Source organism: Caenibacillus caldisaponilyticus (genome assembly GCF_002003465.1).
Classification (GTDB): domain Bacteria; phylum Bacillota; class Bacilli; order Bacillales; family Sporolactobacillaceae; genus Caenibacillus; species Caenibacillus caldisaponilyticus.
Map to the genome: position 1 here is coordinate 1 of NZ_BDDQ01000023.1, position 25,477 is coordinate 25,477.

24 protein-coding genes, 1 tRNA gene and 2 pseudogenes are annotated in these 25,477 nt (G+C 51.7%); 9 read left to right on the forward strand and 18 right to left on the reverse strand.

Features of this window, described 5'->3' with window-relative positions; genetic code table 11:
* Positions 1-705: 705 nt before the first annotated feature.
* On the forward strand, positions 706-939 hold the full coding sequence (locus tag CCB157_RS07780) for a hypothetical protein (protein WP_077615352.1): 234 nt from the start codon (positions 706-708) through the stop codon (positions 937-939).
* A 560-nt stretch (positions 940-1,499) separates the two neighbouring features.
* Here CCB157_RS07780 and CCB157_RS07790 read toward each other — a convergent pair.
* The gene (locus tag CCB157_RS07790; RefSeq protein WP_077615354.1) at positions 1,500-1,787 is read right to left on the reverse strand and encodes a hypothetical protein; all 288 of its coding nucleotides are present in this window, start codon (positions 1,785-1,787) and stop codon (positions 1,500-1,502) included.
* A 275-nt stretch (positions 1,788-2,062) separates the two neighbouring features.
* On the opposite strand from CCB157_RS07790, the pseudogene CCB157_RS07795 reads away from it, so the two are divergent.
* Positions 2,063-2,520, forward strand: a pseudogene (locus CCB157_RS07795) (SgcJ/EcaC family oxidoreductase).
* A 164-nt stretch (positions 2,521-2,684) separates the two neighbouring features.
* Here CCB157_RS07795 and CCB157_RS07800 read toward each other — a convergent pair.
* The 5 genes from CCB157_RS07800 to CCB157_RS07820 all read right to left on the reverse strand — a co-directional run bounded on the left by CCB157_RS07800 (position 2,685) and on the right by CCB157_RS07820 (position 6,500).
* A complete protein-coding gene (locus tag CCB157_RS07800) occupies positions 2,685-2,885 on the reverse strand; it encodes a hypothetical protein (RefSeq protein ID WP_077615355.1) in 201 nt (66 codons plus the stop codon).
* A gap of 177 nt (positions 2,886-3,062) precedes the next feature.
* Positions 3,063-4,310 carry a DmpA family aminopeptidase gene (locus tag CCB157_RS07805; RefSeq protein ID WP_077615356.1) on the reverse strand — a complete coding sequence of 416 codons (1,248 nt, stop codon included), beginning with the start codon at positions 4,308-4,310 and terminating at the stop codon, positions 3,063-3,065.
* A 234-nt stretch (positions 4,311-4,544) separates the two neighbouring features.
* Positions 4,545-5,423, reverse strand: a complete 879-nt coding sequence (locus CCB157_RS07810) for a YitT family protein (protein WP_077615357.1) — start codon at positions 5,421-5,423, stop codon at positions 4,545-4,547.
* A 326-nt stretch (positions 5,424-5,749) separates the two neighbouring features.
* Complete coding sequence (locus CCB157_RS07815) at positions 5,750-5,998, reverse strand: hypothetical protein (RefSeq protein ID WP_077615358.1); 249 nt, start codon at positions 5,996-5,998, stop codon at positions 5,750-5,752.
* A 250-nt stretch (positions 5,999-6,248) separates the two neighbouring features.
* Positions 6,249-6,500, reverse strand: a complete 252-nt coding sequence (locus CCB157_RS07820; RefSeq protein ID WP_077615359.1) for a hypothetical protein — start codon at positions 6,498-6,500, stop codon at positions 6,249-6,251.
* A 420-nt stretch (positions 6,501-6,920) separates the two neighbouring features.
* Between CCB157_RS07820 and CCB157_RS07825 the strand changes: the two genes are divergently transcribed.
* Positions 6,921-7,088: a YjcZ family sporulation protein gene (locus CCB157_RS07825; RefSeq protein ID WP_077615360.1), complete on the forward strand. Its 168-nt coding sequence runs from the start codon at positions 6,921-6,923 to the stop codon at positions 7,086-7,088.
* Between the two features lie 339 nt (positions 7,089-7,427).
* Here CCB157_RS07825 and CCB157_RS07830 read toward each other — a convergent pair whose 3' ends face one another.
* The 7 genes and pseudogenes from CCB157_RS07830 to CCB157_RS07860 all read right to left on the reverse strand — a co-directional run bounded on the left by CCB157_RS07830 (position 7,428) and on the right by CCB157_RS07860 (position 13,687).
* Positions 7,428-7,847 (reverse strand): hypothetical protein, encoded by a 420-nt coding sequence (locus CCB157_RS07830; RefSeq protein ID WP_193432273.1) that lies wholly within the window; start codon positions 7,845-7,847, stop codon positions 7,428-7,430.
* A gap of 970 nt (positions 7,848-8,817) precedes the next feature.
* On the reverse strand, positions 8,818-9,963 hold the full coding sequence (locus CCB157_RS07835; protein ID WP_077615361.1) for an ABC transporter permease: 1,146 nt from the start codon (positions 9,961-9,963) through the stop codon (positions 8,818-8,820).
* A 96-nt stretch (positions 9,964-10,059) separates the two neighbouring features.
* A complete protein-coding gene (locus tag CCB157_RS07840) occupies positions 10,060-10,992 on the reverse strand; it encodes an ABC transporter ATP-binding protein (RefSeq protein ID WP_238594635.1) in 933 nt (310 codons plus the stop codon).
* Between the two features lie 165 nt (positions 10,993-11,157).
* Complete coding sequence (locus tag CCB157_RS07845; RefSeq protein ID WP_238594637.1) at positions 11,158-11,937, reverse strand: ABC transporter permease subunit; 780 nt, start codon at positions 11,935-11,937, stop codon at positions 11,158-11,160.
* Positions 11,937-12,650: pseudogene (locus CCB157_RS07850) on the reverse strand (ABC transporter ATP-binding protein). Before CCB157_RS07850 ends, CCB157_RS07845 begins: the two are co-directional and overlap by 1 nt.
* A complete protein-coding gene (locus CCB157_RS07855) occupies positions 12,647-13,051 on the reverse strand; it encodes a GntR family transcriptional regulator (RefSeq protein WP_077615363.1) in 405 nt (134 codons plus the stop codon). The pseudogene CCB157_RS07850 and the gene CCB157_RS07855 overlap by 4 nt, the downstream one beginning before the upstream one ends.
* 375 nt (positions 13,052-13,426) lie before the next feature.
* Positions 13,427-13,687: a hypothetical protein gene (locus tag CCB157_RS07860; RefSeq protein ID WP_143286970.1), complete on the reverse strand. Its 261-nt coding sequence runs from the start codon at positions 13,685-13,687 to the stop codon at positions 13,427-13,429.
* Between the two features lie 780 nt (positions 13,688-14,467).
* On the opposite strand from CCB157_RS07860, the gene CCB157_RS18220 reads away from it, so the two are divergent.
* Complete coding sequence (locus CCB157_RS18220; protein ID WP_077615376.1) at positions 14,468-14,659, forward strand: YjcZ family sporulation protein; 192 nt, start codon at positions 14,468-14,470, stop codon at positions 14,657-14,659.
* A gap of 172 nt (positions 14,660-14,831) precedes the next feature.
* On the opposite strand, the gene CCB157_RS07870 is transcribed toward CCB157_RS18220, so the two are convergent.
* From CCB157_RS07870 to bacA, 3 genes are all read right to left on the reverse strand, one after another.
* Positions 14,832-15,956, reverse strand: coding sequence for an SGNH/GDSL hydrolase family protein (locus CCB157_RS07870; protein WP_077615365.1), 1,125 nt, complete (start codon positions 15,954-15,956; stop codon positions 14,832-14,834).
* A 1,410-nt stretch (positions 15,957-17,366) separates the two neighbouring features.
* Positions 17,367-17,759 (reverse strand): thiol-disulfide oxidoreductase DCC family protein, encoded by a 393-nt coding sequence (locus tag CCB157_RS07880; protein WP_077615366.1) that lies wholly within the window; start codon positions 17,757-17,759, stop codon positions 17,367-17,369.
* A 242-nt stretch (positions 17,760-18,001) separates the two neighbouring features.
* Positions 18,002-18,796: an undecaprenyl-diphosphate phosphatase gene (gene bacA / locus CCB157_RS07885; RefSeq protein ID WP_077615367.1), complete on the reverse strand. Its 795-nt coding sequence runs from the start codon at positions 18,794-18,796 to the stop codon at positions 18,002-18,004.
* 380 nt (positions 18,797-19,176) lie between these two features.
* Between bacA and CCB157_RS07890 the strand changes: the two genes are divergently transcribed.
* The 4 genes from CCB157_RS07890 (at position 19,177) to CCB157_RS07910 (ending at position 23,555) form a co-directional block, all read left to right on the forward strand.
* Entirely contained in the window at positions 19,177-20,037 is an 861-nt protein-coding gene (locus tag CCB157_RS07890; protein WP_077615368.1) for a hypothetical protein, read from the forward strand.
* 597 nt (positions 20,038-20,634) lie between these two features.
* Positions 20,635-21,276 carry an ABC transporter ATP-binding protein gene (locus tag CCB157_RS07900; RefSeq protein ID WP_077615370.1) on the forward strand — a complete coding sequence of 214 codons (642 nt, stop codon included), beginning with the start codon at positions 20,635-20,637 and terminating at the stop codon, positions 21,274-21,276.
* Positions 21,269-22,048 (forward strand): ABC transporter permease, encoded by a 780-nt coding sequence (locus CCB157_RS07905; protein WP_077615371.1) that lies wholly within the window; start codon positions 21,269-21,271, stop codon positions 22,046-22,048. Before CCB157_RS07900 ends, CCB157_RS07905 begins: the two co-directional genes overlap by 8 nt.
* A gap of 346 nt (positions 22,049-22,394) precedes the next feature.
* Positions 22,395-23,555, forward strand: coding sequence for a S53 family peptidase (locus CCB157_RS07910; protein ID WP_238594636.1), 1,161 nt, complete (start codon positions 22,395-22,397; stop codon positions 23,553-23,555).
* A 195-nt stretch (positions 23,556-23,750) separates the two neighbouring features.
* Here CCB157_RS07910 and CCB157_RS07915 read toward each other — a convergent pair.
* Positions 23,751-23,826 (reverse strand) — tRNA-Val (locus CCB157_RS07915).
* A 602-nt stretch (positions 23,827-24,428) separates the two neighbouring features.
* The gene (locus CCB157_RS07920; RefSeq protein WP_077615373.1) at positions 24,429-25,172 is read right to left on the reverse strand and encodes a TIGR03943 family putative permease subunit; all 744 of its coding nucleotides are present in this window, start codon (positions 25,170-25,172) and stop codon (positions 24,429-24,431) included.
* 36 nt (positions 25,173-25,208) lie between these two features.
* On the opposite strand from CCB157_RS07920, the gene CCB157_RS07925 reads away from it, so the two are divergent.
* On the forward strand, positions 25,209-25,477 hold a 269-nt coding region (locus CCB157_RS07925; protein ID WP_193432274.1), incomplete at its 3' end, for a transposase.

A 25,477-nucleotide genomic window follows, 5' to 3' on the forward strand; every position in this document is an offset into this window, starting at 1 on the left:
TTTATCCCGCGCTTCGGCGATTTCGGCATCCATCTGTTCCAAAACCATCGTCAAAACCTTGCCAAACATCTCCTGTAACACCTGAAAGACATGGCGTTCAAGCTCTTCTAAAGTCGGGTATTTCGGGTTATAATGTCCCATGTGAGGGCCTCCTTTGTACGGTTTTTTTGGACAAACTCATTGTACAAAAAAGAGGCCCTCATTTCTTGTTTTTTCTGCATTCCCCTATCGCGCTATTGCTTGGTGGCCTTGGCAGATGATGTTGGATTAAAAGCCAACACATCCGCCAAGGTTAATTTACATATATTAACTTTTATTCCTATTCTTGCTCCCACAATTATTTTACTCCTACTGGATTGAGACAAAGCAATGCCGTCCGATCCGGGTTTGGCGAAGCCCGATAATTGAGGGGATTGCAGCCAGCCGAATCCATGAAAGCCAACCGCCAAAGGCTATGGCAGCATATTGGACCTGGTACGCTTTTCTTTTTTTCAAGGCTTTGGAATGCGTTGATCCATGCGGCGGGAAACCGCGCCGGATGTGTTGGCACGACAGGGATCCCTTGCTTGCCAAAGCATGGCACGGACGCTTCCCGGCGGAGATGACGGATGAGATGAAACCATCGGAAGCCTCGGCACGTTATATTTATGCAAAAGGCGTCTTTTTGCGACCGGCTTTATTAAATGGAAAAACAGGAGCGATGGTATGGAAACGGTTCTCTATTTTTCAGACAACTTTTTTTCGGCGGGTTTGACAGACATCTATAATGAGAAGCAAGAAATCGTCGGACAGCTGAATTTGAAAAGCATCTTTTCATCCAGCCTAGAAGTCCTGAATGAATCCCATGAACCCGTGGTCACGGGGCGTTTTTCCTTTTTTACCAACCGATGGATCGTCGAAGATGGTCACGGTCGGGAACTCGGCATTTTACGGCCATGATTTTCCTTTTTCTCAAAGCGTTACGAATATCGCTCCCACGAGCACGGGACGTTCCACATCCATTCTGAGGCCTTTTCAAGGCACTACGAAATTTTTAATGAAAAGAAAGAAAAAGTCGCCGAATTTGATAAAATCAGCGGCATATTTTCGGCTCCCGCGTTTCGGCTGCAAAATTGGGCCCCGATCCGGAATGAAGAATGGATCGCTGTCGTCATGGGCGTCTCCATGATACAACGGCGAAGAAGGAGCCAAGCGGCGAATGCCCATCCGCAATGATGGCCGCTAAAATAATAGAATAAAGGCCGTGCGCGTCCCTATCGCGTGGCCTTTTTACATTCATCGCTGGCTCGGAAGTCCGTTATTCTCTGTTTCATGATAATCCAAAATTTTTCCTATTTCCTTTCAAAATTTCTTTGATTAATGTCGTTTTCCCCGCTCCATTATGCCTGATCCATGCAAATAAATGTCCTTTTTTCAAGAGAATCGGAACGTGATGCAAAGGCCGTTTTGTCCCCGTAGGATACCGTCAAATTTTCGATAACGATTTCGTTTAACATGTTTCAAATCCGGCCCTGAACATCACGGTGGTTTTTCACAAGGCGAATGATCCACAAGACAAGTAAAGTCAGTGGAACAGCCAATAGAATCGCCGCGAAGAAAATATGAATAAATTGGATTTGCACTTCGCCGTTCGGCATTAATTGATACAACGAAAAGGTTTCAAATGGAAAACGGACTTGGTGCCGAACGGGGTTCTCTAAATTCTTCGCAAATAAATAAAAGGCGAGAAAAAATGCGATCACCGCATTGAGAAAACCAATGATGACAAAAACTCTTATTGTTTTCATCGGGCATTCTCCTTTAATTGTTTTTTCCATGATCTGGAATTTTTATCGAGGATGAGATTTTAGCCTTCCACAAAAAATTACCTCACGACGCTTTGGTATTACCTTATATTTTCTAATAATATTTATTTTATTTCAATTCTATTTTTCCCGATTGGCTTATTCCAGGCCGTCCCTTAACCATCCTCACCTTGCCCAATTCAAATGTGGAACATTCGTTCGATCTCATAGGAATGATATAATATACATTACGAGGAAAAGAGGAAGGAAGGATCATCATGTCAGCTCCGAATGGCCATGGCTATGAAAGCGAAGTCCGCGCCCTTTACCGCGGCTGCTGGATGGATGGAACCAACGACATGCCGAAGCGATGGCCGAACCGTTCGCCGAAGAGGGCGAACTCATCGGTTTCGACGGCAGCGAAGTCATCGGGAAACACGAAATTGTTTCACATCTTCAAGGCATCTTTGCCCATCATCAGCCTCCATCCTACGTGGCAAAAATCCGAAGCGTGCGTCGATTGGGCCCGGAAGCCGCACTCTTGCGGGCGATCGCCGGCATGGTGCCGCCCGGTCAGGCCGACCTTAACCCCAATCTCAATGCGCACCACACCGTCGTTGCCGTGAAACGCGAAGGCCGTTGGCAAATCGCGTTCTTTCAAAATACCCCCGCCCAATTTCACGGAAGGCCGGATTTGGTCAAGAAATTTACGGAGGAGTTACGTCAGTCATTATAAAGCATGATGCAAAAAATCCCTTCACATCGAAATGGAAGGGATTTTTTAAATGAGCTATTTAAATTGAAAAAGCCGTAAAAAACATCCGAGTCCGATGAGCAAACGTGTCAGTCGCCGGCTCGTTCCGATTATACGTTAATTATTTTGTCGCCTAATCCGCCGGATCACGAGGCGTCGCGGGCGCTTTTCACCGGTTGCCAAGCCAAGATGTTGTCGACCAAAAACAATCGGATCCCTTTTCGACGATAACAATATGCCTTCAACAACCGGCCTTTCGCTTCCAGCACACGGATGTGCCGCTGGCTTAAGGCACCATTTCGGTCCATATAAATGATTTCCAGCACGTCCTGCGCGCGGATTTCCATGGCATCCGCCTCCGATAAACGAACATTTATTCTGGTATTATTATATACGAATAAACGTTCGCTATGCAAAGGCTCAAGCGGAGGCGTCCATCGCCTCACAGAACATTCATGGCACATCGCGTACGGCTGGCCGACGATCCGAGACGGTTTACGATCAACATCCAAAACGCCCTCCCTCTACACCAAATGATCGATAAAGTCCGCCAGACCGAAAACCTTTTTGCCGGCGCGCCCGACCGTCGTCTCGGCGGCGATCATGGCGTTCAGAATCGCTTCTTCCGTCGCTTCGGCGGCGGCATGGAAGGCGGGATCGAGGTCATCATCGGCCATACAGGCGAAGGAAATCAGCCGGCCGCGCTGGCCATGAGGCATTTTGTGCGCCGTCGTAAACCCGATGGCGATGTCGCCGCTGCCGTTTCCGTAATATGACCCCGTGCGCGCCAAACCGATGCCCGTCCGTTTGATGATCCGCAATAATTGCCGGTGAGTGACCGGGAGATCCGTAGCGACGATGATGATGATTGAACCGCGTTCCGGATCGGAATCCTCCGGCCTCGGCCCGTTTGAGATTTCCGCCCGAACGCCCTCTCCGCGGCCATCGGCGCCCTTTTCCCACACCGATGGCTTAACGGCTTCCGCTCCATCTGGCCCCGGCGAGCGGCGCGCCGTCCAACTCACCGGTTTTTCGCCTTCGCTCCCGCCCCTGTCCGGTTCCGTCCGCGCTCCGGCATCAGCGCCTTCTCGCGCCTTCATCCATTCTCGAATCAGCGGTCCGACGCGGCGCCCGTCCAGAATAAAATCATCCAAACGGCCGAAATTCGCCAAAACGAGCACGCCCAATGCATACGTGCCGAACGGCAAGCGAATGAGCCGCGACGCCGAGCCGATGCCTCCTTTCAATCCAAAAGCGACCATGCCGGTTCCGGCGCCGACCGCCCCCTCCGCAAAAGCGTGGGATGCTTTCTCAAGCGCCTTGAGCACATGTTCCTGCCTGACATAGCCCGCGCGAATGTCGTTAAGAAGCATATCGTTGCATTCAGCGACGACCGGGTTGACCGTCCCGGTCGTTCGCCCGATCTCCGGATTGCTCCGGAGTATGTATTCGACAACGGCATCCGCCGCAATGCCGACGCTCAACGTATTCGTCAGAATGATCGGCGACTCAAGCGAACCGAGTTCATTGATCTGAACGGTCCCGATCGTTTTGCCGAAACCGTTGAAAACATGGCTCGCGGCGACGACTTTTTCACGGAACACATTGCCGCCGTGCGGTAAAACCGCGGTCACGCCCGTTGCTTGCTCCGCCCCTTTCAAGGTGACGTGCCCGACGCGGACGCCTTTCACGTCGGCGATGGTGTTCGTCTCTCCGGGCGGCATCTGGCCGATGAGGATGCCGTAATCCCGAATCCGCCTCGTTTTTTTCATGGTCCTTCCCCTCCGGTTTTTACCCGATTTTACCAATAGCTTACACGTTCCGCCGCGCCTGTTTGACTTTTCCCGTGAACGTCGGGAACCGGCCTGCCCCGCTACGGATGCGTTCCAAGGCGTGGGAGCGGCCCGTTTACGACGCGATCATCTGGGTCATAACCCTTGTGGAGAAATGTTACTCACCATCCAACCGCTTTTTCCGGCCAATGAAACAAGCGGCGCCACGAGTCTTCAATGGATATTCCGTTTTTTAAACTGTCCGCCCTTGACATCGTGAATGTTGCCGATGGCGAGAAACGCGTTCGGATCGATGCCGTTGACAATGCTTTTTAATTTCGCTTCTTCCAAACGAGTGATCACGGTAAAGATCACTTGTTTTTCATCGCCGGAATACGCGCCCTCCCCGTTCAGATAGGTGACGCCGCGGCCCAGCCGGTCGTTCAACGCGTCGCCGATTTCTCGATGTTTATCGCTGATGATCCAAACGGATTTTGATTGATCGAGCCCTTCAATGGTAATATCGATCGTCTTCGTGGCGATGAAATAAGCCATGAGCGAATACATGGCGCGGTCCCAACCAAAAACGAAACCGGCCGCCGATAAGATGAAGACGTTGATAAACATGACGATCTCGCCGACAGAAAAAGGCGTCGCTTTATTGACGAGGATGGATAAAATTTCGGTTCCGTCCGTTGAACCGCCGTTGCGGATGACGAGCCCCACCCCGACTCCGACGAGAATGCCGCCGAACACCGTCGCAAGCAACAGATCATTCGTCAAGGGTTTGACCGGCACCAATAGACTCGTAAACAACGACATTAAACCGATCCCATACAAGGTCGTCAAGGAAAAGGTCTTGCCGATTTGTTTATAGCCGAGCAAGAAGAAAGGCAGATTGAGCAAGATGAGGAAAATGCCTAGAGGCAGACCTAAAAGGACCGAAAGCATGATCGAAATGCCTGTGATGCCCCCGTCGATAATGTGGTTGGGGACGAGAAAAATCTCGAGGCCGACCGCGACGAATAACGCGCCGATCGGAACAAAAATGCAGCGGTTGATCACATCTTTTTTTCCCTTTTTATTCGCTTTGATCATCGCAACATTGTTCATAAGTGACCTCCTCAATATCGATGTTCGTGACATGGAACAAGGCCGGTTGCCGTATGCGTTGAGGGGAAGATGCTGAAACGCGAGCGCGCCCATGAGCGGGGCATTGGCCAGATTTTGATCCGTCCTTTGCCGTACGGGGCAAAATCAGAGGACCGAAAAAATCCAATTTGGCCGAAGTGAAACGGGCAGCAGAGTGCTGCCGGACAACGGGTTGGCCGGGCAGAAAATTCTCCCGTCGGCGTACCGCGGTGAACCACCGAGAGCAGGCCGCATGATCCGCTTTTCGTACACCCCTAATACTATTATCCTTAAAATCCAAAGAACATTCAAAACATCGCTCTTGCCTTTCCCCATCCAATCCATGTGAGTACGTCTAAAAACGCTTCCGGAATTGGGGACACTCCCTCTTGTTCCTCAGTGTCGTCAGAAGCGAGCAAGGCGTTTGGCAAACAATGCGGCAGCCACGCCTCGAGCCCCAGATACGGACCTTGGGCGATTTGCCCTCCAAACGGGTCCATTCGAAAGCCGATGCTGTCTTTTCGCCCCCCAAATTCGCTGCGCTTCAGCTTGTCCACACACGTGGCTCAAAGCGGGACATCATGCCTGACAAGCGGCTGCCAGTAAGCAGAATCTCCGATCAGAAAAGCGGATGGACAGGGACGCTTGTCCCTGTCCGGCGCCTTCCTTTCATGGAAAGCCTCCAAGACAAGCGATGAACGGACGGCGCCGGATCGTCCATCGGTTTCCCGAAGAAAGCCGATGGAGGCGCATTCCGTTCCGCCGCATCGTCGTCTGTACGGACTTTCCTTATCCTTCACATCAACCTTACTCTCCGTTTTTCAAAAACAGCGACTTCATCGTTTCCACCAATCCGACCCCGTAAATCGCATATTCGATGCCGCGTAAAGTGGTGTCAAAGTTGATTTTCTCATCTTGAAAACAAGAAAAGAAAATCCCGAGCACGATCGCAAGGATGGGTAAAAAACGTTTCGGCAGCTTCAACGCCCTTCGTATGGCATAGAGAACAAACGCGAGCGCTATATAGATGCCGAACGTGAGTGTGAACAGATCATCCATAACAACCGCTCCTCTAAACTAATAGAGGGCATTGAAAGAGAAGGCCTGTAAAGCGATTGATGTGAAAGCACCCTCCCTATAATCTATGAAACAAGTCTCGAAAAAGCGCGGGCCGTCCGAAAGAAAAGGCGTAGACAAGCGGCGCGTCGATTCTAAAAGGCAGGCCGCCAAGCCCATGCCCGACGGGAGTGAGCAAGCGCGGCCGATGCGGGCCGCCGCTGCGCTGAACGCTCCGCGGCGCGTCACAGAACCTGGCTTATTAATGAAAAACGGCGGACGACACAGCGTCCCACCGCCCTTTGTACAAGGATCCCGTCCGCATGCCATTTGCCTATTTTTAAAAACCGTTATATTTGTTCCATACATGATGGCGAGATCGGACATATGATGCAGTGACACTGAAACAAAGGAGTGATTGGGATGGTCTTTCCGGCTTGGGGAGGTTTCGGCGGTTATGGCGGCGGCTATGGCGGTTACGGCGGTTATGGCTGCGGATGTTCCGGTTATGGGGGATATGGTTTCAACTTCGCGTTAATCGTCGTTCTGTTTATCTTGTTGATCATCGTTGGAACGGCATACGTCTGGTAAGCCATACTTTTTCCGGTCCGCACAGGGCCGGAAAACTTTTTAAATGCCCTTATCCGGTGCCGTTGCGTCGCGGATCGCTGACATCGCCGGTCTTTCCAAGCAAAACCGCCGCAACGGAATGGCCATCATTACTTTTTTCGAAAGTCGTTAAAATCGGCGGGATGGAATGGCCATTCAAGCGAAAAGCGCTATCCTCATTTTAAACAACCCGGCGTTCCCGCCCCATTCCAGAATACGGCCCGTCCTTGATAGGGCTCTTTCCTTTATAAATAGGAAAGGCCAAGAAAAGATCTCGGCCCGTGAACAAAATGGCTGAATGTACGGTTATGTCTGTCGGCCTTAACGTCCGCCCCCGTGATGCCCCCAATGATGGCCGTATCCGCCATGGGGATACCAACCGTGATGGCCGTAGGGGTACCATCCATGATGGCCATAAGGATACCCGCCATGATAACCGTAGGGATAGCCGCCGTGATAGCCATAGGGATACCCGCCGTACGGATAGTGCTGATAACCGTGCCAACCGTAATGCCCGTATCCGCCCCCGGGACCATAGCCTCCATGCGTCCCTCCGGGTCCAGGATCAAACCGCTCATATCCTCCATAATCCGCCGCGTCGTAACCTATGGGTTGGGGCCAAACCGGCGTCCAGGCTCTTTGTCCTTGCTCGTTGTTAGCCGTTTGTACACCCGCGGCCCCTTTTCCGTCACTGGCGACATTCTGCGAATAATCGTTTTGCCAACCGCCTCCGTTGCTCATAATTCCCATTACCTCCTGCTGTTTTTCTCTTGGCACCCAAGACAGGGGCAAAAAGCCTTTATCCACCATCGGACAGGCCAACCCCAGTTGTTCCGAAACCAGATCAGGTAATGAATTCGGCATGCGTCACTGTCGTTTGCCTATCGTTCCCTGCGAAGGAAGATGGAAAAAAGCCCAGGGAATCCCCCCTCTCTAACCACCTATTAGCAACATATTCACTACGTCGGGAATTTGTAACTTCGTCCTCACCGATTGATTTGTCCATCCTGAAAAAACTTAACGGGAAAAATCGTTTTTTCTCGGCGTTATGTGCCTGCATCCCCGATTTTTCTTGCGGGCGCGGCTTTAGTCGAGCGTTCATGAGCAAGGCTGGACGAGGCATTCTTTAAGGAAACAGTGAAATCGATTCCATTTTGACGGTTGGGTGGGCCGTGCGCCATCTGGAAGCTCGGCATGAGGGTAAACAAGGCTCTTCCGCCATGCTGTCGAAAACGGCGCATGACGTCGAATCGCCGGGTAACGGCGGAAGTGTCGGGTCCGTCGATGCGGTCCGTTTTTCAGGAGAAGGAGGCCGTCACCTCTTGATTCGAGATGATGAGAGTGCGTTCCTTAAACTCGGGGACTTCTGGTCCTGGGATCCATGCCGTTTGGCTATCCTCCTGGAAAACAGAGGGGAAAATGGGGCGTAAAGGTTTGATGCCCATTTCCTGTTCACCGCTTAGAACGCCGGGAGTATAAAGAACGGGATGCAAACGATGGAAGCATGGGGGCGGCCACCACAACCGTCCCTTCGTGTGGAAAAGGCATTTAATGAACGGGATGCAATCATGGAAGGACGCATGCGAAAAGGCAACAAGCGAGCGCCCGTCCGGACGCCCGCATCTGCCGACTTGTGCTGAATTATTATACGTATGGCGAAAGGTCAATGCATTCTCCGGGACGGTTCCAACCACGGCTTCCCACGAACCGTTTAATGCGTCGCAGATTTTAAGAAGCGCGGGAAACGCAACACGGCCACAAAAAGCCCGGCGAAGCCGAACGCGGCAAGTACGGCCAACGAACGCCAAATGTCGCCGACATCCGCTCCATGAACGATGATGTCCTGTAGGCCCCTCAGCGCCCAATATTGAGGGGTGAAATAACCGATGTTTTGAATGAAGAACGGCAGTAGGTAGGATGGCATCCATAAACCGCCGACCATGGCCCCGGCGAGTGCGATAAGCTGCGTGATCGCCATGCCTTGATTCTCGCCGCGGACGAGCACAGATAGCGCCAATCCGACACCGGTTCCGCACAAGCTCAATCCAATGATGAGCATGCTGAGCGCAGACAGGTGACCCAGTTTTAAATGATAGACGAAATGGCCGAAGCCTAAAAGAATAATCGATTGGACGATCACCGCGATCACGAAGGGAACCCACATCCCGACCAAATACGGGAGCGGCTTCATCGTCGTGCTTTGAATTCTGGAGAGTAAACCGGATTCTTTTTCTTTAAAGAAGCGTTTGGTCATCGAGATCATGATATAGAAGATGAACATGACCGTCATGCCGGGAACGACTTGTGAGATATAATCGATATGTTCTCCTGTGGTATTGATGTTTTGGATTTGAATGGGCGGCGTTAACGTTTTGACGGCCTGTTCCTTGTTTTCCCCTAATGCCGTCAATGACTTCGCCAATTTGGCTTCTCGATAGCCGTTGGCGATGTTTTTTAAAACGGCCTCGATCGCGCTCACTTCCGAGCTCGCCGCCGGATCGCGATAAAGTTTGACTTGAGCTTGGCGCCCTTCTTTTATCGCTTCTTCAAACCCTTTATTGATGACGAGCATCGACGCCAGTTGGCCTTTTTTTATTTTATTGATCAAGGAAGACAAATCCGCAGATGATTCGTTTTTTAAGTGGATTCCGTCCGTTTTTTTCAACTGTTTCAAAAAAGTTTGCGACAATGCGGTATGATCCTGGTCGACATAATGAATTTCGACGGACAGGTCATTGCCTTTGTTGAACAGGCTGCCGAACATGAGCATAAACAACATCGGCATGATCAGGAGAAAGAAAATATTTCCTTTTTCCTTGATCATCAACTTTAATTCTTTTACAATGATCGCCTTCATGACATCCTCCTCCGGGGTATGTTCCCCAGCGCGTAAAAGCGCTCCCTGATAACCAATGAATTTTTTCTCATAGACAAAGCGGGCATCTTGTGCCCTTTATTCGTCGCGCAAGGCCGTGCCCGTGACGGACAGAAAGACGTTTTCCAATGAGGGACGAACGATTTCGATTTGCTTGACGTCCCAGCGACGGGCGGCGGCCTTTTGCAAGAGAACATGCATGACAACGGCGGGGTGTTCGGTTTCCAAGAGCCAGCCCGCCCCTTCTTTCGTGACCCGGGAAACGTTCGGCACATCCGGGGCATCATTCAAGCCGCCCGCTTCAATGTAAATGGCTTTCCGGCCGTGTTTTTCGAGAAGAACGCCGAGCGGTCCCTGTGCTTTGACGACGCCGTGGTCGATAATGGCGACTTCGTCGCAGAGCGCTTCGACCTCCTCAAGATAGTGTGTGGAATAAATGATTGTGACACCCTGGCGGTTGAGATCACGAATCATTTCAAAAATGCGATTGCGCGATTGTGGGTCGATGCCGACTGTCGGCTCGTCGAGAACGAGCACTTTTGGACGGTGCAGCAGCGCACAGCCGAGATTAATGCGCCGCTTCATCCCTCCGGAAAATGTCTTGACGGCATCGTTCGCCCGCTCCGTCAAACCGGTCTGTTCCAGGACTTCGGCGATCCTTCGCCGCAATTCCGGCCCTTTTACGCCGTAAAGCTGTCCAAAAAACAACAGATTGTCGTAGGCGGAAAGCTCTTCATAGAGCGTAATATCTTGCGGAACATAGCCGACGTACTTCGCCACCCAATCCTTTTGACCGGACACGTCGCGGCCGAGCAGGTCCACCCGCCCCCCATCCGGCTTGATGATGCCCGTCAAAATCTTCATCGTCGTCGACTTGCCGGCACCGTTCGGGCCGAGCAGACCGAACGAAGACCCGCTTTTCACTGAAAACGCGACGCCGTCCAGCGCTTGTTTTTTCCCGAACGCCTTCTTCAATCCGGTGACCTTTAGAATCGCCTCTTCTTGATGCACGAATGCCCTCTCCCTTCACGGGGGACAGTCCCCCAACGCTTTAAAGTGGTAAATCGCCAAAATCCCTTATAAATCAAGGGATATAGTTCTTCAGTTGTATAACAAAAATACACCATACAGCTTATGAAAATTAATTCTTTCGGTCTAATTTTTGGGGACTGTCCCCTACAAAGATAATTTCTTTTCTAGCAAGTAGGCCGTATAGCGAAGGATGCCGAAACCGATGAGCCATCCCACCAAAATGATGGCGATAGAGGACGCCCCATAGGGAAACCAAACGGCATGGATTTGGCCGGAAAGCACCGCATAAAGGCCTTTTTTGGAAGATATCGCGTTGAACCCCCAATAAAAGAAGCTGCCCAACACCATAATCACGAACCAGAGGATCGGAAAGATCGGCCTGAGCATTGTATATTTGACCGTCCCCGTAAATAAACCGAGCGAAATGATGAACGGCGAGAGACCGAGCAATAGTTCATACCAGCCCACGCCGGCTTTGATAAACTCCAACACGTCACGCGCGCTAAATCCGGCTTGAAAGACGGCGATCGTGCTGGCATACAGCAAAGCCAGGATAAAAACGGCGACGAGGATCGCGATCGCTTGCAAAAGCGCGCCCAAAAACTTGGCCGCCACCAATTGAAACCTAGGATACGGCAGCGTCAACCACCAGCCATTGGTGTTGTTGTCCCACTCTCTTTTGACGTGCCCATACCCCGAGAAAAAGATGATGTACGGCAAACCGAGCGAGAAAAACCAAATGTTGGTCAACCCGAAATCATCTTTCATGGAAGCATAGAAAATCACGGCAAACGCGGCGATGGCCATGGTGATGATATAGCAGATCCACCACTTTTTCGGAATCCTGCGCCGCGCCGCTTTGGATCGATTGCCCACCCAACGCCATTCATGGCGGACGAGCTGCCAAAATATATGCGACGGCATCACCTTTTTAACCTCCTCTTGTAAAACGTCTTGAAGATGTCGCGCAAGGAACCGTGCTCCGCCCGCAACGCTTCGGTCTCCCCCGACAAAATGACCCGGCCGCGGTCGATAAACACCGCATAATCAAAAAGGCCTTCCACCTCATGAATTTCATGGGTGCTGATCAAAATGGTTTGCTCCCTGTCTTCCAGGAAATCAATCAAACCTTCAATGATTTGTTCGCGGGAAAGCACATCAATGCCTAAAAACGGCTCATCCAAAATGACGAGCGGCACTTCACGGGAAAGACATAAGAGCAGCATTAAGCGGGCTTCCTAGCCACGAGACATGCCATTGACCTTCAAATCCATGTCAAGTTCCATAAAATCGGCCAGCCGTCTCGCCGCCTCCATATCGAATCCCGGCAAAAAAGCATCCGCCCATTTCATCGCTTTTTCAACGGTATGATTCGGGTACCAGCGCGCACGATCGGGAAGATAGGCGATGTCGCGATTGGTTGCCCAACCGGGTTTTCGACCGAGCACCTCAATGTGACCGCTGTCCGGCGCGACCAAACCTGTCATCGTCCGAAAAAAGGTCGATTTGCCGCAACCGTTCGGACCGAGAATGCCGACGATGCGATGCATGGGAATTTCAACGGTCAAGTGATCCAACGCCGCTTTATTTTCATAGCGTTTGACCAATTGTTCGCAGCGCACACAGATGTTTGTCATCCGCGCTCCCCGCTCCTTTCATCGATTTTCTTTTTCACATAGGCCGCCACATCGGACCACGAATATCCCAAGCTCTCCATTTGCGATAAAAAGGCGTCGATGTAGCGGGCGGCCAATTCTTGCCGAAACGTTTCAACGCGTTCCTTGGAAGAGGTGACGAACGTGCCCTGGCCGCGCCGCTTTTCCGTCAAGCCGTCGCGTTCCAACTCTTGATAGGCCCGCATAACGGTATTCGGATTGATTCGCAACTCATGCGCAAGTTCGCGAACCGAGGGAATCTTTTGACCCAAACCGATCTCTCCTTTAGCAATGGCGCTCCGTATTTGTTCCAATATTTGTTCATATAACGGCTGGCTGAAATCGATCTGAAAGCGGATCGAACCTATCCTCTGTTCTTGCATACGCTTCCCCCATTCGAGCTCCTATCTGGGGCTTTGGATTTTTGATGAACCGTCTGAATTTGCAGGGTTTGGCGTGAAGATCCCGTTCCGTTTTCCATTGACATGGCTAGCTTTAAGCCATGACCGTTCGCGTCAAACCCATTTTCAGCTAATCACCGAATCGCGGTTTTACAGCCGCCTCCGCCCATCATTTGCGAAGGTCCAGCATTCCATTCGGTTTAAGTGTATTATATCACTTAATACACTTAATGCAAATAAATTTCGGGGGACAGTCCCCCGATGCTTTAGAGTGTTGAAGCAAAAAAGTCTTTATATATCAAGGAATTAGTTCATTGGTAGTAATGATAAATATCTATTAAAATTACTCCATTTGACCTATTTTTTGGGGACTGACCCCACTTCCAGGGCGTATTTAATCGTGGCCACGGTGCCGACGCCGTACAATGCGTATTTTATTCCCGTAAGCAAGACGTCCGCCGTAAAGGCGCCGGCCTCAAACCAGGCGTACAAGACGCCGAGCAGGATCGCCACCAGCGGAATATAACGATTGCTGATCGACGTTGCCTCGCGCAACGCGTACAACACAAACGCCAAGGCGACATAGGCGCCGAAGTCCAATGACAACAATTGATCCATCAACGATTCACCTCACAATCATGAATGCCGTTTTTTTGCAACGGATTCCGACTTGTGGCCGCTGCCCATCCCGCATCCGCATCGCCGCGATGGGCATCACGGTCAACCATGGCGACGGCGCTCGATGCCGGGCGCAAAGAACGCCGTCGCAGCAAATCGCATCATGGCCAACGCCCGCAGCCGCAAGAAACGCCGCCCGCCGTCCTCGCCTTCCGCGGCGACAAACGGGTGAACGGGACGAGTTAATATTTATCTATGGCGATTCAGATCATAATATTCCGTTGCCTCTGTACCTTTCCCTATCATCCACGCCGATTCCTGCCTTTCATCCCAAGCACTCCGCCAGCCGTGCCCAAAAAAGACTTTCTATAAAAGCGGCGCGGTGAAACATTCCCCGCAATAAGCCTCCCTTCTTCTCGTTTCCTGGAACCCAATCTCCCGGATGAAAAATCAACCCTTTCAAAAAAGAAAAGCCGCAACGCGCGGCCGAACAAAGCGTTATCTCCTTTTCATGACCCACTATCACGGGCAAGCAATCGGAGGCGCGACAAACGCCGCGCCTCAATCATAAGACTATGTGCCTTCGCGCACTTCACCGCCTCACATACAAGACAAATGCCCCTCTTCCAATGACCCGGGGAAAGGACCCAGACAAGGATAACCGCCTGCTCATACGATGCATTAACTTGAAACAAGGAGGGGAAAGATTTGGTGTGGCCAAACAGCGCATATGGTGGTGCGGATGGATATTGGGGAGCAAATGCGCCCCACGGTTACGGCATGCCGGTAGGCGGCTATCACGGTTATGGCTATCCGGTAAGCGGCGGCCATTACGGTTACAGCTTATCCGGATGCGGATGTCCGAGCTATGGCGGATATGGGTATTACCCGACCGGTTACGGTTATAACTTCGCATTGATCGTCGTTCTCTTCATTTTGCTCATCATCGTCGGAACCGTGTACGTTTACTGAAACGGGACGAAAGGCGGCGATTCGGCGATCCACGGCGCACGTTCGCGCGGTGCGCCTAGCTTTTAGGTGCAATAAAAGAAAAGGATGGTAAAGAAAGCCCTTTTCCCATCCTTTTCTCATTTCTAATCTTTAAGTTATAAGGGGCGGGCTTAGGCGCTATAGCCCCGCCTTCTCAATCCCATTTATTGTCAGCCAATAGCGACCGATATTCTTCGTGGGACATCAAATAACGATACATATGGCGGCTGATCAGCCGGCTGCCCGCTGCATTCGGATGGATATGATCGGCCATATATCCCCTTTTCTGCGCGATTTGGAACGTCGCGCCCAGCGCTTTCCGATTCGAAACGAGCCCGGTGTCGTAGTCTTTCGCATAGTTTTTCAAAACGCCGGAATAGGCCTGGAGCGGCCGGTTATCGCCGAAGATGGCGTTCGGTATGATGACGACGATGCGGCAGCCCGAGCGCCGAAACGGATCCAAGTAACGCGTGAGGGCCGTTTTATACTCGCTCGCGCTCAGAAAACGGCGGTCATTCATTCCGCCATTGAAAAGAAAGAGATCGGGCTTGAGCGCCGCCAGCCATTTTTCCTGCATCGTATGGTTTAACCCCGCAAACCAAGCCAGCTGGTCGCCGCCCTGTCCGATGCGGCTGACGATCACCCCGCGGTCATTGTAAAAATAACCGCCAAAAAGGATGACTTTGCCGTTGATGCGGCGGATGACAAGGGCACGATTTCCCCGGTGTTCCGGAAGCGGGACGACGCCCAGATCGCGGGGGCCGTCGGTAACGACCTGCTTAAACGGGCCGCCGCGATAGCCGACTTGAAAACTGCCGCCGTCGGGATGGATGAGGTAAAATAATTTCCCATGCTTCCATGAATCGTTCAGACGAATGATGGCGCGGTCCCTTACCCCGTGATAAGTGTACAGACCTTTCATGTCCAAACTGTAAAGCGCGGGGGGCGCGGCCGGCGGCAAATCATTGATTTCCTTTAAATGCCGCGAATACCACAATCGACCGCCGTCCTGTGAAAAATACCGGGAATCAAAGGGAATATATCCCGGACCGCCGTCGCCAAAACGTTTTTTTAAGCGCGGAATGAAATCGTCCAAATAACGGCTTTTGGTCGCGGCGTGCAACGGTCCGTTCGTCAAACTGTCAATCCCTGCCATCACGAGAACCGGCTGCGACGAGACATCTTTGTTTCCGGACGCCAAGCGCGGATGAACGACACCCACGACAAGCGTCGCGCCGATCGCAAGGATGGCGATGAGGAGCATCAACCACTTTTTCATTGTTCCGTTACCGTCGTCTGATGGACGGTTCCGATTCCCCCCTATATGTTTGCACGTCTTTTAGGGCGATTTATTTATCATTTTATTTATTGGCAATGGACGAACAGCCTGCTTTTGTTAATTTTTGATGAACTTTTGCGGATATGAGAGGGAATTTTTGACGATTATGTGACAGATCACCGCTGCGGCGCTGGCGACACCCGAAAAAAAGAGGTGGGCAAGCGAAGACCTTGTGACGTACCCCCTTTTAATCCCAAAGGAAAGGACCGCTTTCCCCCGAAGCGGTCCGATTATTTTTTGGGCTAATTTGACACAACAGCGATGGCTCCCTCATTTTGGAACTCAATCTGTTGTTATGGTGGGGAATCAAACGACGGTCCTCTTCCAGACGTTTAGGCTTCCCACAACCGATTCCGCCTCACTTTCGAATACGCCGAACGATTAGGAAGCGTTTGATTGAGAAGTTCGGTTCCCTTGATTGCTAAGCAGCAAGCGGCTCAAAGCGATTGATAACCTTGATTACCAGTAACCGGGAAAACCTCCGAAACCACCTGGACCTCCGAAACCTCCGAAACCGCCGTAACCGGGGAACCCTCCGAACCCGTGACCGGGAAAACCTCCGAAGCCGCCGAAACCTCCGAACCACGGACGAAACCATGGGCGAAAAAATGGACGATGGAAGCCGCCGCCAAAAAACGGAGCGCCCCAAAACGGAAAGGCCCGTTCGTCGTCCGTTTGCGGTAATCCGCTAATCGGTGTCGCCGTCGCCGGATAATTGCCATAGCCGTACTCCGCTGATGGCACAAAATATTGGTTGTTCATCATGAACTCTCCTTCGCTGTTTATAGGTCTTTTGCGGAATTCCCAAAACAAGAATGTGCGCTTGCCGTGGGAACAGCCGCCCTGATTCGTGAGCATTATATGCAGCCGCCGCCAATTCGGGAGTAAAACGCCGCTATTTTTTCGGCCGCACGATGACTCGACAGACATCCCCGCTGCGGATTTTTGAAACGGCCCTTCATTGCCCCTTCTCTGGCGATGGACCGAAAAAAGGCAAACCGCAAAACCCACGCCGAGCAGTTCGGATGGACACTCAGGCTATCAGAGAAGCCCAATCCTTCCGCTTATTAAAAGCGCGACAATCAGCAACCCCCGCCGCTTATTATAAGGAGCATCCAAGCCATCCGCTGACTTTCCGGCGTTTTCGACGATCTGTACGCCGCAAATCGAACAACCTTCCGCCGCTTTTTATGGCACACACAAGCCGCATGACTTTAGCCGCCTATTGAACAAACAGCAACCCCTTCAACGCTTTAGCTGGCATCACAGGACACACTTGCGGCGCGGGAGCCGAAACCCGTTGGCGCCATCCGCTGTTGGCCAAGATCGGCCATGATCCGTGGCGCCCCTTTACACCCGCCGGACGCGGCACGCGTCTCCTTCGCATTGGCCGACCGGAATGATGCGGCGCCGATGGGCAATCCAATCATAAACTTTATCCCCGACTTTCAATTTTTGGACTAAATAAAGCAAGGGATACAGCGGCCAGAACACCGGGACGCGGCGCGCGATTTCCACGATCGAACCGATTCCCGAAAACGCCTCGCCCGTTGCGGCGTCGAGCGAATACAGCCGGCGCTCCGCTTCATTTTCGTCCAACCGGTACAGCGCGCGAAGCTGTTCGTCGCGCAGCGGCATAAAGCGCAAGGCTTTTCGACGATCGGCCTTTTCGATGATCCGTTTGGCGCGTGTGCACAACGGGCACCAATTATCGTAAAAAACGAGCAAAACTTGTTCGGACATGGTTCAAACCCCTTTTATAACAGTATAAGCCTCGGGAATCGCCTTCGTCTATTTTCCGGCTGCCGTCCGTTTCCAAGCGGTTGTGCTCCGTTGTTCACCCGTCCGGCCACGTGAAAAAGGCGCCTCCTCCATGAAGAAGGAAGCGCCATAGCACCATTTTGAAAAAGCCGGATGCCGAATCGATCGCACGGGTGCACCACTTAGTCGGACGCCCTCGGCACCGCGGCTTTCTCGACCGTTGATCAAAACAACATATAAATCAGAAACAGCGCGGAAAGCACGAAGCGGTAGATGGCAAAGGGCGTGAGCCGGACTTTTTGCAGCAACTTCAGGAAGTACTTGATCGCCAGCATCGCCACGATAAAGGCCGTGACAAAACCGGTCAGAAACAGCGGAATGTCCGAAACCGACAGCTGGTCAAGGCTTTTGATAAGGTCGAGCCCCGTCGCCCCAATCATCATCGGTACAGCGAGGATAAAGGAAAATTCCGCGGCCGCCTTATATCCCGCACCGATTAAAATGCCGCCGGAAATCGTGGAACCCGAGCGGGAAAAGCCGGGCCAGAGCGACAAGCATTGAAAAAGTCCGATCTGAAACGCTTGTTTATATGTAATGCGATCCAAGCTGTCGCTCGCCGTTTGTCTGTGCTTTCGGTCCGCATAGATGAGGAGAAGGCCCCCGGCGACGAGCCCGATGAGCACGGTCGTCGGCGAAAACAGGTATTCTTTAATGAAATCATGCAAGAGAAGCCCGAGCACGATGGCGGGCAATGCGGCAATAATCAAATGCAACAGGTTCAGCGGATGTTTTTCCCCTTCAATCTTTGCCAAACCGAACAAGCTGAGAAATCTCTTAAAATACAAGACGACGACGGCCAAAATCGAACCGAGCTGAATAAAAATCTCGAAGGTTTTCGCCTTTTCTCCGGTAAATCCGATCAAATCGCCGACCAAAATTAAATGGCCGGTCGATGAAACCGGGGCAAATTCCGTCAGCCCCTCGACAATGCCTTCAATGATCGCTTTAATGAAATCCATCTCTTTCGACTCCTCTATGAATGGTCCTCTATACAAAATAACCGATGGAAGGCGATTCGACAACCAGGAATCGACCGCCCGCACGGATTCCCCTTTCTAAAGACCGCTTTTCACCTCAAAAAGTTGGATGGATATTTTTCCCTTTTTATTCGTTTTCCGCTCTTCACCATCATAAAGAAAACGAATATCCATGAAATAAACCCGCCGTTCGACAAACGGGTGGATGGCGATCGATTTTGCCGGTTTTTCGTAAGACAGCTCTCAAAAACGCCTCTTTTTGCCGACCATTTTTTCCCATATCTTCGCGCCGAAAAATATTGTTTACATTTATATATCCCATGTTACAATTAAGTTACAAAGATTAATAAAGGATGAATCCTATGCGGTACATAAAAACGGTGCTTTTGTTTTTCATCCTCATCGGGCTGAGCGGCTGCTCCTTTGCGCCGCGCGCCGAACAGCCTTCCAAACCCAGCGAGGAAAATAAAGGAAAAGCGACGGCCGCGGCCGTCAAGGCGCAACCCCTCGTCCAGGAAACAGAGCGCCACGCCCGCGATGACACAAGCGGAATCAGCGCCGAGGACAGCGCCGCGGTAAACATCGTCGGCACTTCGCGCACCGTGATCATTATAAAAACGCCTGCCGGTCAAGCCCAAAGCGTAAACGATTCGGCCGTCCAAAAACAGCCCGCGACGGCTGACCAACAGACCTCCGCGCATACCACGTCCGGCAATGAGAAAACCACACAGACGAACGCCACAACGCCAGGAACGTCGAGCGGGAAAACCGATTCCGCGGGCGGCGTTGAACAAACGACGGATCATCAGCCGAATGGCGAGCGCCCCTCCGGCGCCGATCCCACGCCTGGAGATGGATTGAACGGCCATAACCCGCCCGCCACCGCCGTGGATTTGGCTTTTTTCAAAAAGCATTTATTAAAAGGGATGACGAAGGCCGATGTCGGCCTCCTCATTGGTCCGCCCGATCAAACCGGTCAGGCCGACCAATCCGGAGAGCCGATCAGCGTTTATTACTTTCTCAATGACCCGTCTTACGTGCCGAACCATCCCGCTGACTCCGTCGACGAGGAAGGCCTCCTTGCCGAGAAGGTGAAATTTCAGCTCGTCATCACTTGGGACGACAACGGCGTCATAAAAAGCTACATCGTCTTTTACAAACAAGACGGCCGCATCGGCGAATGGAAGAGAAAATTTTACTCGGGCCCGTATCCCAATGAATAAAAATGATAAAGCGCCCGCGGCTGCACCGCATTGTACAACAATAAAATAAAGAAGCGAGATCGAAACCCATAACCCCCTCATCCGCCAAGATGAGGGGGGGCTTTTTATCCGGCGCGGCCAGTACAAAATGCTGCACGCGTTCGACATCTTTGCCGCGGCTACCGCGTTTTTATCCGGCACACCCGTATAAAATGCATGTTATTTCGTTTGCGAAAGGCCGGCGGTTGATTTGGATTTTTCCTTATAATCGGACCGGCGCGGGTTTAAATGGCAGAAAATATAGATTTATTGAATCCTTGTCCGTTTCCGTTGTATTCATGGCGATTTTCGTTGAATTGTTCCGCGTTTTCATTGAATTCTCCCCTCGTTTTGTTGAATTATCCCGATTTTCATTGAATCCGTTGATCATGCAAACGAGAAACAGTCACATTTTTTCGCCGCGGGGTCATGCGCGACGTCGCCACCTGGTTGAAAGCCGGATCGGATTGTTTTGTTGCTTGACGCCGCCCGGCGCGTTAAGATCGAACTGTCGAGGGCTTTTGCGGAAAGTCCGCGCCTTGCCTTGATGTCACATTCCTTCCATCCTTGGAGGCCAACATGTTTGTATTGAGTCAAGTTCGATATAAAAACCTGTTCAACATCGATCGCTTACACATTCCCGCCGAACAAGTGACCTGCATCGTCGGAGAAAGCGGCGCCGGAAAAACGACGTTGCTCAAGCTCCTCAATCACATGATCACTTGTGACGAAGGGACGATCACCTATCGCGGCAAATCCCTGGATGATTGGCATCCCGTGGCGTTACGCCGGGAAGTCGTCATGTCACCGCAACAACCGGTTCTCTTTGGCGACACCATCCGGGACAATCTGTTGATCGGCCTGAAATTTTCCGAACAACCCCCCACCGACGATGAGCGGCTGAAAGCCGTTTTAAACCTCGTCTTGCTGGATAAAGACTTGGATGAAAACGCGGGAACCTTGTCCGGAGGCGAACGTCAACGCCTTGCGCTCGCCCGGGTCATCCTGATGGATCCTCCGGTTTACTTATTGGACGAACCGACGTCCATGCTCGACGACGATTTGGAGCATGGCGTCATGAAGCGTTTCATCGCTTACGCAAAAGCAAACCGTAAAACGGTCGTCATCGTCACCCACTCCAAAGCGGTCGCTCAACATTTCGCCGATCAAATCGTCGACATCACCGCATGGTCGAGGAAAGGCGGCGAACGGCGTGAATAAAATCATCGCTTTAGATATATGGCAGTTGGCCTCGGCCTACTTGTTCATTCTCATCCTGCTCTTGATCGTGCGTTGGAGAAAAATTCCAAGAGAAAAGGAAATCTTGATCTCGGCGCTCCGGATGACGCTGCAACTCGTTTTGGTCGGCTACGTGTTGACGTATATGTTCGACCATCCAAGCGTCTGGTTGACGCTGGCGGCGGTCGCGGCGATGGAAGCCTTTGCGATTTTCAACGTTTATAAGCGGGTCAAAGTCAAGCTGACCGCGCCGCTCAAAAGGATCGTCGCCTTTTCCATGACCGTCGGCACGCTCAGCACCTTGCTGTATTTTGATTTTATCGTCGTCCATTTCTCACCGTGGTTTTCACCTAGGTATTTCATCCCGATCGCCGGCATGATCATCGGCAATTCGATGACCGGTATCACGCTCGGCATCGGGACGCTGGCGGGCGGAATGAAAAACCGCCGCCACCTCGTGGAAGCCGCTTTGATGCTCGGCGCCACGCCGCGGGAAGCGATGCGCCCGATCGTCAACGAATCCTTCGACGCCGCCATTTTGCCGACCATCAATTCCATGGTCGGCATGGGGATCGTCTTCTTGCCGGGCATGATGACGGGGCAAATCTTATCCGGAACAAGCCCCGTCACCGCCATTGAATACCAAATCGCGGTCATGCTCGGCATTACCGGTGCGGTATCGTTAACCGTCATATTGTGCCTCCATTTCGCCGCCAAAGCTTACTTTAACCACCGCTCTCAACTCCGGGATTGAGAGCGGTTTTTTTGTGCCAAAAGATTCATTAGAAGAGAAATGCGCACTACAGCGATAAGGACGGCCGACCATCTTCCCGCGAACATCACTCCGTTCTTTGGGCTTCCGGTCATCTCCACTCCTTTTCCCGCTATTTTTTCAACGTTCCCTCCCACATCTTCTGACCCGTGCCATAAGTTCCATATTTTTTGAGAAAAACCGCCAAAAAATGGTACCCTCTGCGATCGAGCCGTCCGCTTATTTTCCCAATACACGAATTTTCAAAAATGTGTTACTGTAAGTCTACCAAACGGAAAGGAGGATCGCATCCAACATTTCTATTAATCTCACAGGGGAGGGAACAATGTTGAGAGGATTCGCGAAAAAACTGGCGTACGGTCTCGTCTCATCCGCTTTGTTGTTGATCGGTTCGTCGACCGCGGCTTTCGCACAAGAAAACGCGCATCAGCAAACGTGGAAAGCGCAAATCACCGTTAAACCCAAGCCTTTTGCCTCACCGCAATATGTCAGCGGCTTTACGCCAAGCCAGATCAATAAAGCTTATGGTTTGGACAAGCTGAACAAAACCGGTGCCGGGCAAACGATCGCGATTGTCGACGCTTACGGGAGCCCGACCATCGCACAAGATTTACAAACCTTCGACCAAGAGTTTAATCTACCCGCGGCCAACTTGGAAATCGCCTATCCCAACGGCAAACCGTCAACCAACGATCCGGGGTGGGCGCTTGAGACTTCCTTGGATGTGGAATGGGCGCACGCCATCGCCCCGCAAGCCAAAATCTTGTTGGTCGTCGCCAAATCCAGTTCGATCTCCGACCTTCTTTCAGCCATCAATTACGCCACGAACAGCGGGGCCAAAGTCGTCTCAAACAGCTGGGGCGGATCGGAATTTTCCTCTGAGTCTTACTACAACAGCTATTTCAATCACAGCGGCACCGTCTATTTAGCATCCTCCGGCGACAGCGGCGCGGGCGTTTCGTGGCCGGCTTCGTCCCCGTACGTCGTAGCGGTGGGCGGGACAAGCCTTCACACAGATGCCTCGGGGAATTACAGCAGTGAATCGGCTTGGTCGGGCTCCGGCGGCGGTTTGAGCAGCTATGAACCAAGACCCGCTTTTCAAGATCCGATTCAGCAGATCGTCGGGAGCAGGCGGGGAAATCCGGACATCGCCTTTGACGCCGATCCCAATACCGGCGTGGCGGTGTACGACAGCACGAAATATCAAGGGCAATCCGGCTGGTTTATCATCGGCGGAACGAGCCTGAGCGCACCCGCCTGGGCCGCCGTGATCGCATTGGCCGACGAAGGCCGCGCCACTCCTTATTCAAGCGCTCAAGTGCTGAATGCCCTCTACTCCCTTGCGAGCGGAGCGAATTACACCCGTTATTTCCACGACATCACGTCCGGCAATAACGGCGGTTATTCGGCGCGCAGCGGCTACGATCTGGTCACCGGCTGGGGCAGCCCGATCGGCGATCAGCTCGTCCCGGCATTAAACCAATTTTAAAAAACAGGAGACAAGGTCGACACGATCAGCCGGCCTTGTCCCCTGTTTTATCAGAAGAAAAATTATACACGCCGTTCCCGCGCTGGAGAACATCCCGTCGGAAACATAAAAGGAGCTGTGCCAAAGCGCGTTTCATGGAAAAAACGCGGTTCCTCATTTAAAACGAGAAACCGCGTTGGCAAAACGGATTATGTATGGTGACCCGTACTGGGCTCGAACCAGTGACCTCTACCCTGTCAAGGTAGCGCTCTCCCAACTGAGCTAACGAGTCATTTTCGAGCTCTTTTTTCCGAAGGACAAGTATTAATATACACGTATTTTATGTGTACGTCAAGGGGGATTTTTCATCCCTACGGAAAAAATGGAAGGAAAATGCCCCCTCCAAATCTGCTCTATATTTTTATCAAGTTAAGTCCAGCGGTCAGGATTAAACAACGCGAGAAGAAAGTCACTCCGGAGGCCGTTTTCGGGCAGCGCGATACTTATAAAACGGGGAAATGGTTTGTACATGCTCTCAATAGATGGATGCCCGTGAGAAAACATGCTATTAAGCCAAGCTTTTCTCCCCTGCACTATGCACTGGAAGCGATGCCCTGTTCCCGCGAAGACCGATGTCGGCGCCCAAAGCATCCGCCCGAAGACGGGTAGCGGTCACCGCGGAGCGTTCATCTCGCACACACACCCGAAGCCTGCGGACGCCCGGGGCGTGGCCAAATTCGCCTGAAGAGGCGGGCCGAGCGTCCCGATGCAGGCGTTTTTCGCTTGCCGCAATCCGTCGGGCATCTATGCGCCAAGCCCCCATCAATGGAACTTTTCCGGTTTTTTCACATCGCCGATTTTCAAGACCATAATCTGGATGGCAACCGGCGGCGATCACGACTGCCGGTAAACATATTGCTGCTTGGGCGCGGGAATTTCTTTCCACTTTGTCACTTTTAAATAGGGAATGGTTTGTTTAAAGGGCTGGTAATAGATCGTCGACAACGTTCCTTGGACGCTCAGCCATTGATCATTTTTATAGTGCACCTTTTCGGGGAATTGAACCATCATGCCGAACACCCCGGCATCCGCAATGCAGTGGATAATGCCGAATCTGAATAAGAACAATTGATTGTCGGTCAAGGCGTCACCATGGTAGACAAACCCATTTATCGTCACCGTTTTATTCATAAAATTTCCGGGGTAGTTATAAATGGTTTCAAGCGCCCTTAAATAATTGCCGTCATTCAACACGAGATGATCGCTGGCGCTGTATTTTTTAAGATCGCTCGTAATCATTTTTTTATAGTCCTCTGCGCCATAATAAAGACTGGTATTCGGCCGCAAAATCTCATGGTTTGAATAGTTATCCTTGTCGTTATCGATCATCGCGAAGTGAAAGCCCTTTGCTTTGACGATATTGGAATCCAGGGTCGCGATCGGGAGAAAAATCCCCGTGATGAGCGGAAAGGACAAGAGACCATAAACAATGATTTTTTTATACCATGTATTTTCCTCATGAGCATGATCGTGGTCGTGTTCATGGTGGGAATGGGGCGCACTAGTTGAGTCCGTAAAATTGTGTAAAAAGGAAATGTAAAAAGAGCCACGTTGCTTTCCCTTTGATAGAATGGACATTGACCAAAACAAAAAACAAAAAGGAGGAAAGCAACTATGGCTCAATACAATATTACAATAAGCGATGAAATCCTGCACGGGTTCCTGTCGCAAGATCAAGGACTGGCCAAACTGTTGGAACAGGTCTTGAATCAAATCCTTGAAGCCCAGTTAACGGATCAACTTGGCGCCGGCCGTTATGAGCGCACAGAGGAACGAAAAGGCTATCGAAACGGGTCTTATCCCCGGCAATTGACGACTCGGGTGGGACGGTTGACCTTGCGCGTGCCGCGGACAAGGGATGGGGAATTTTCCACCGAACTCTT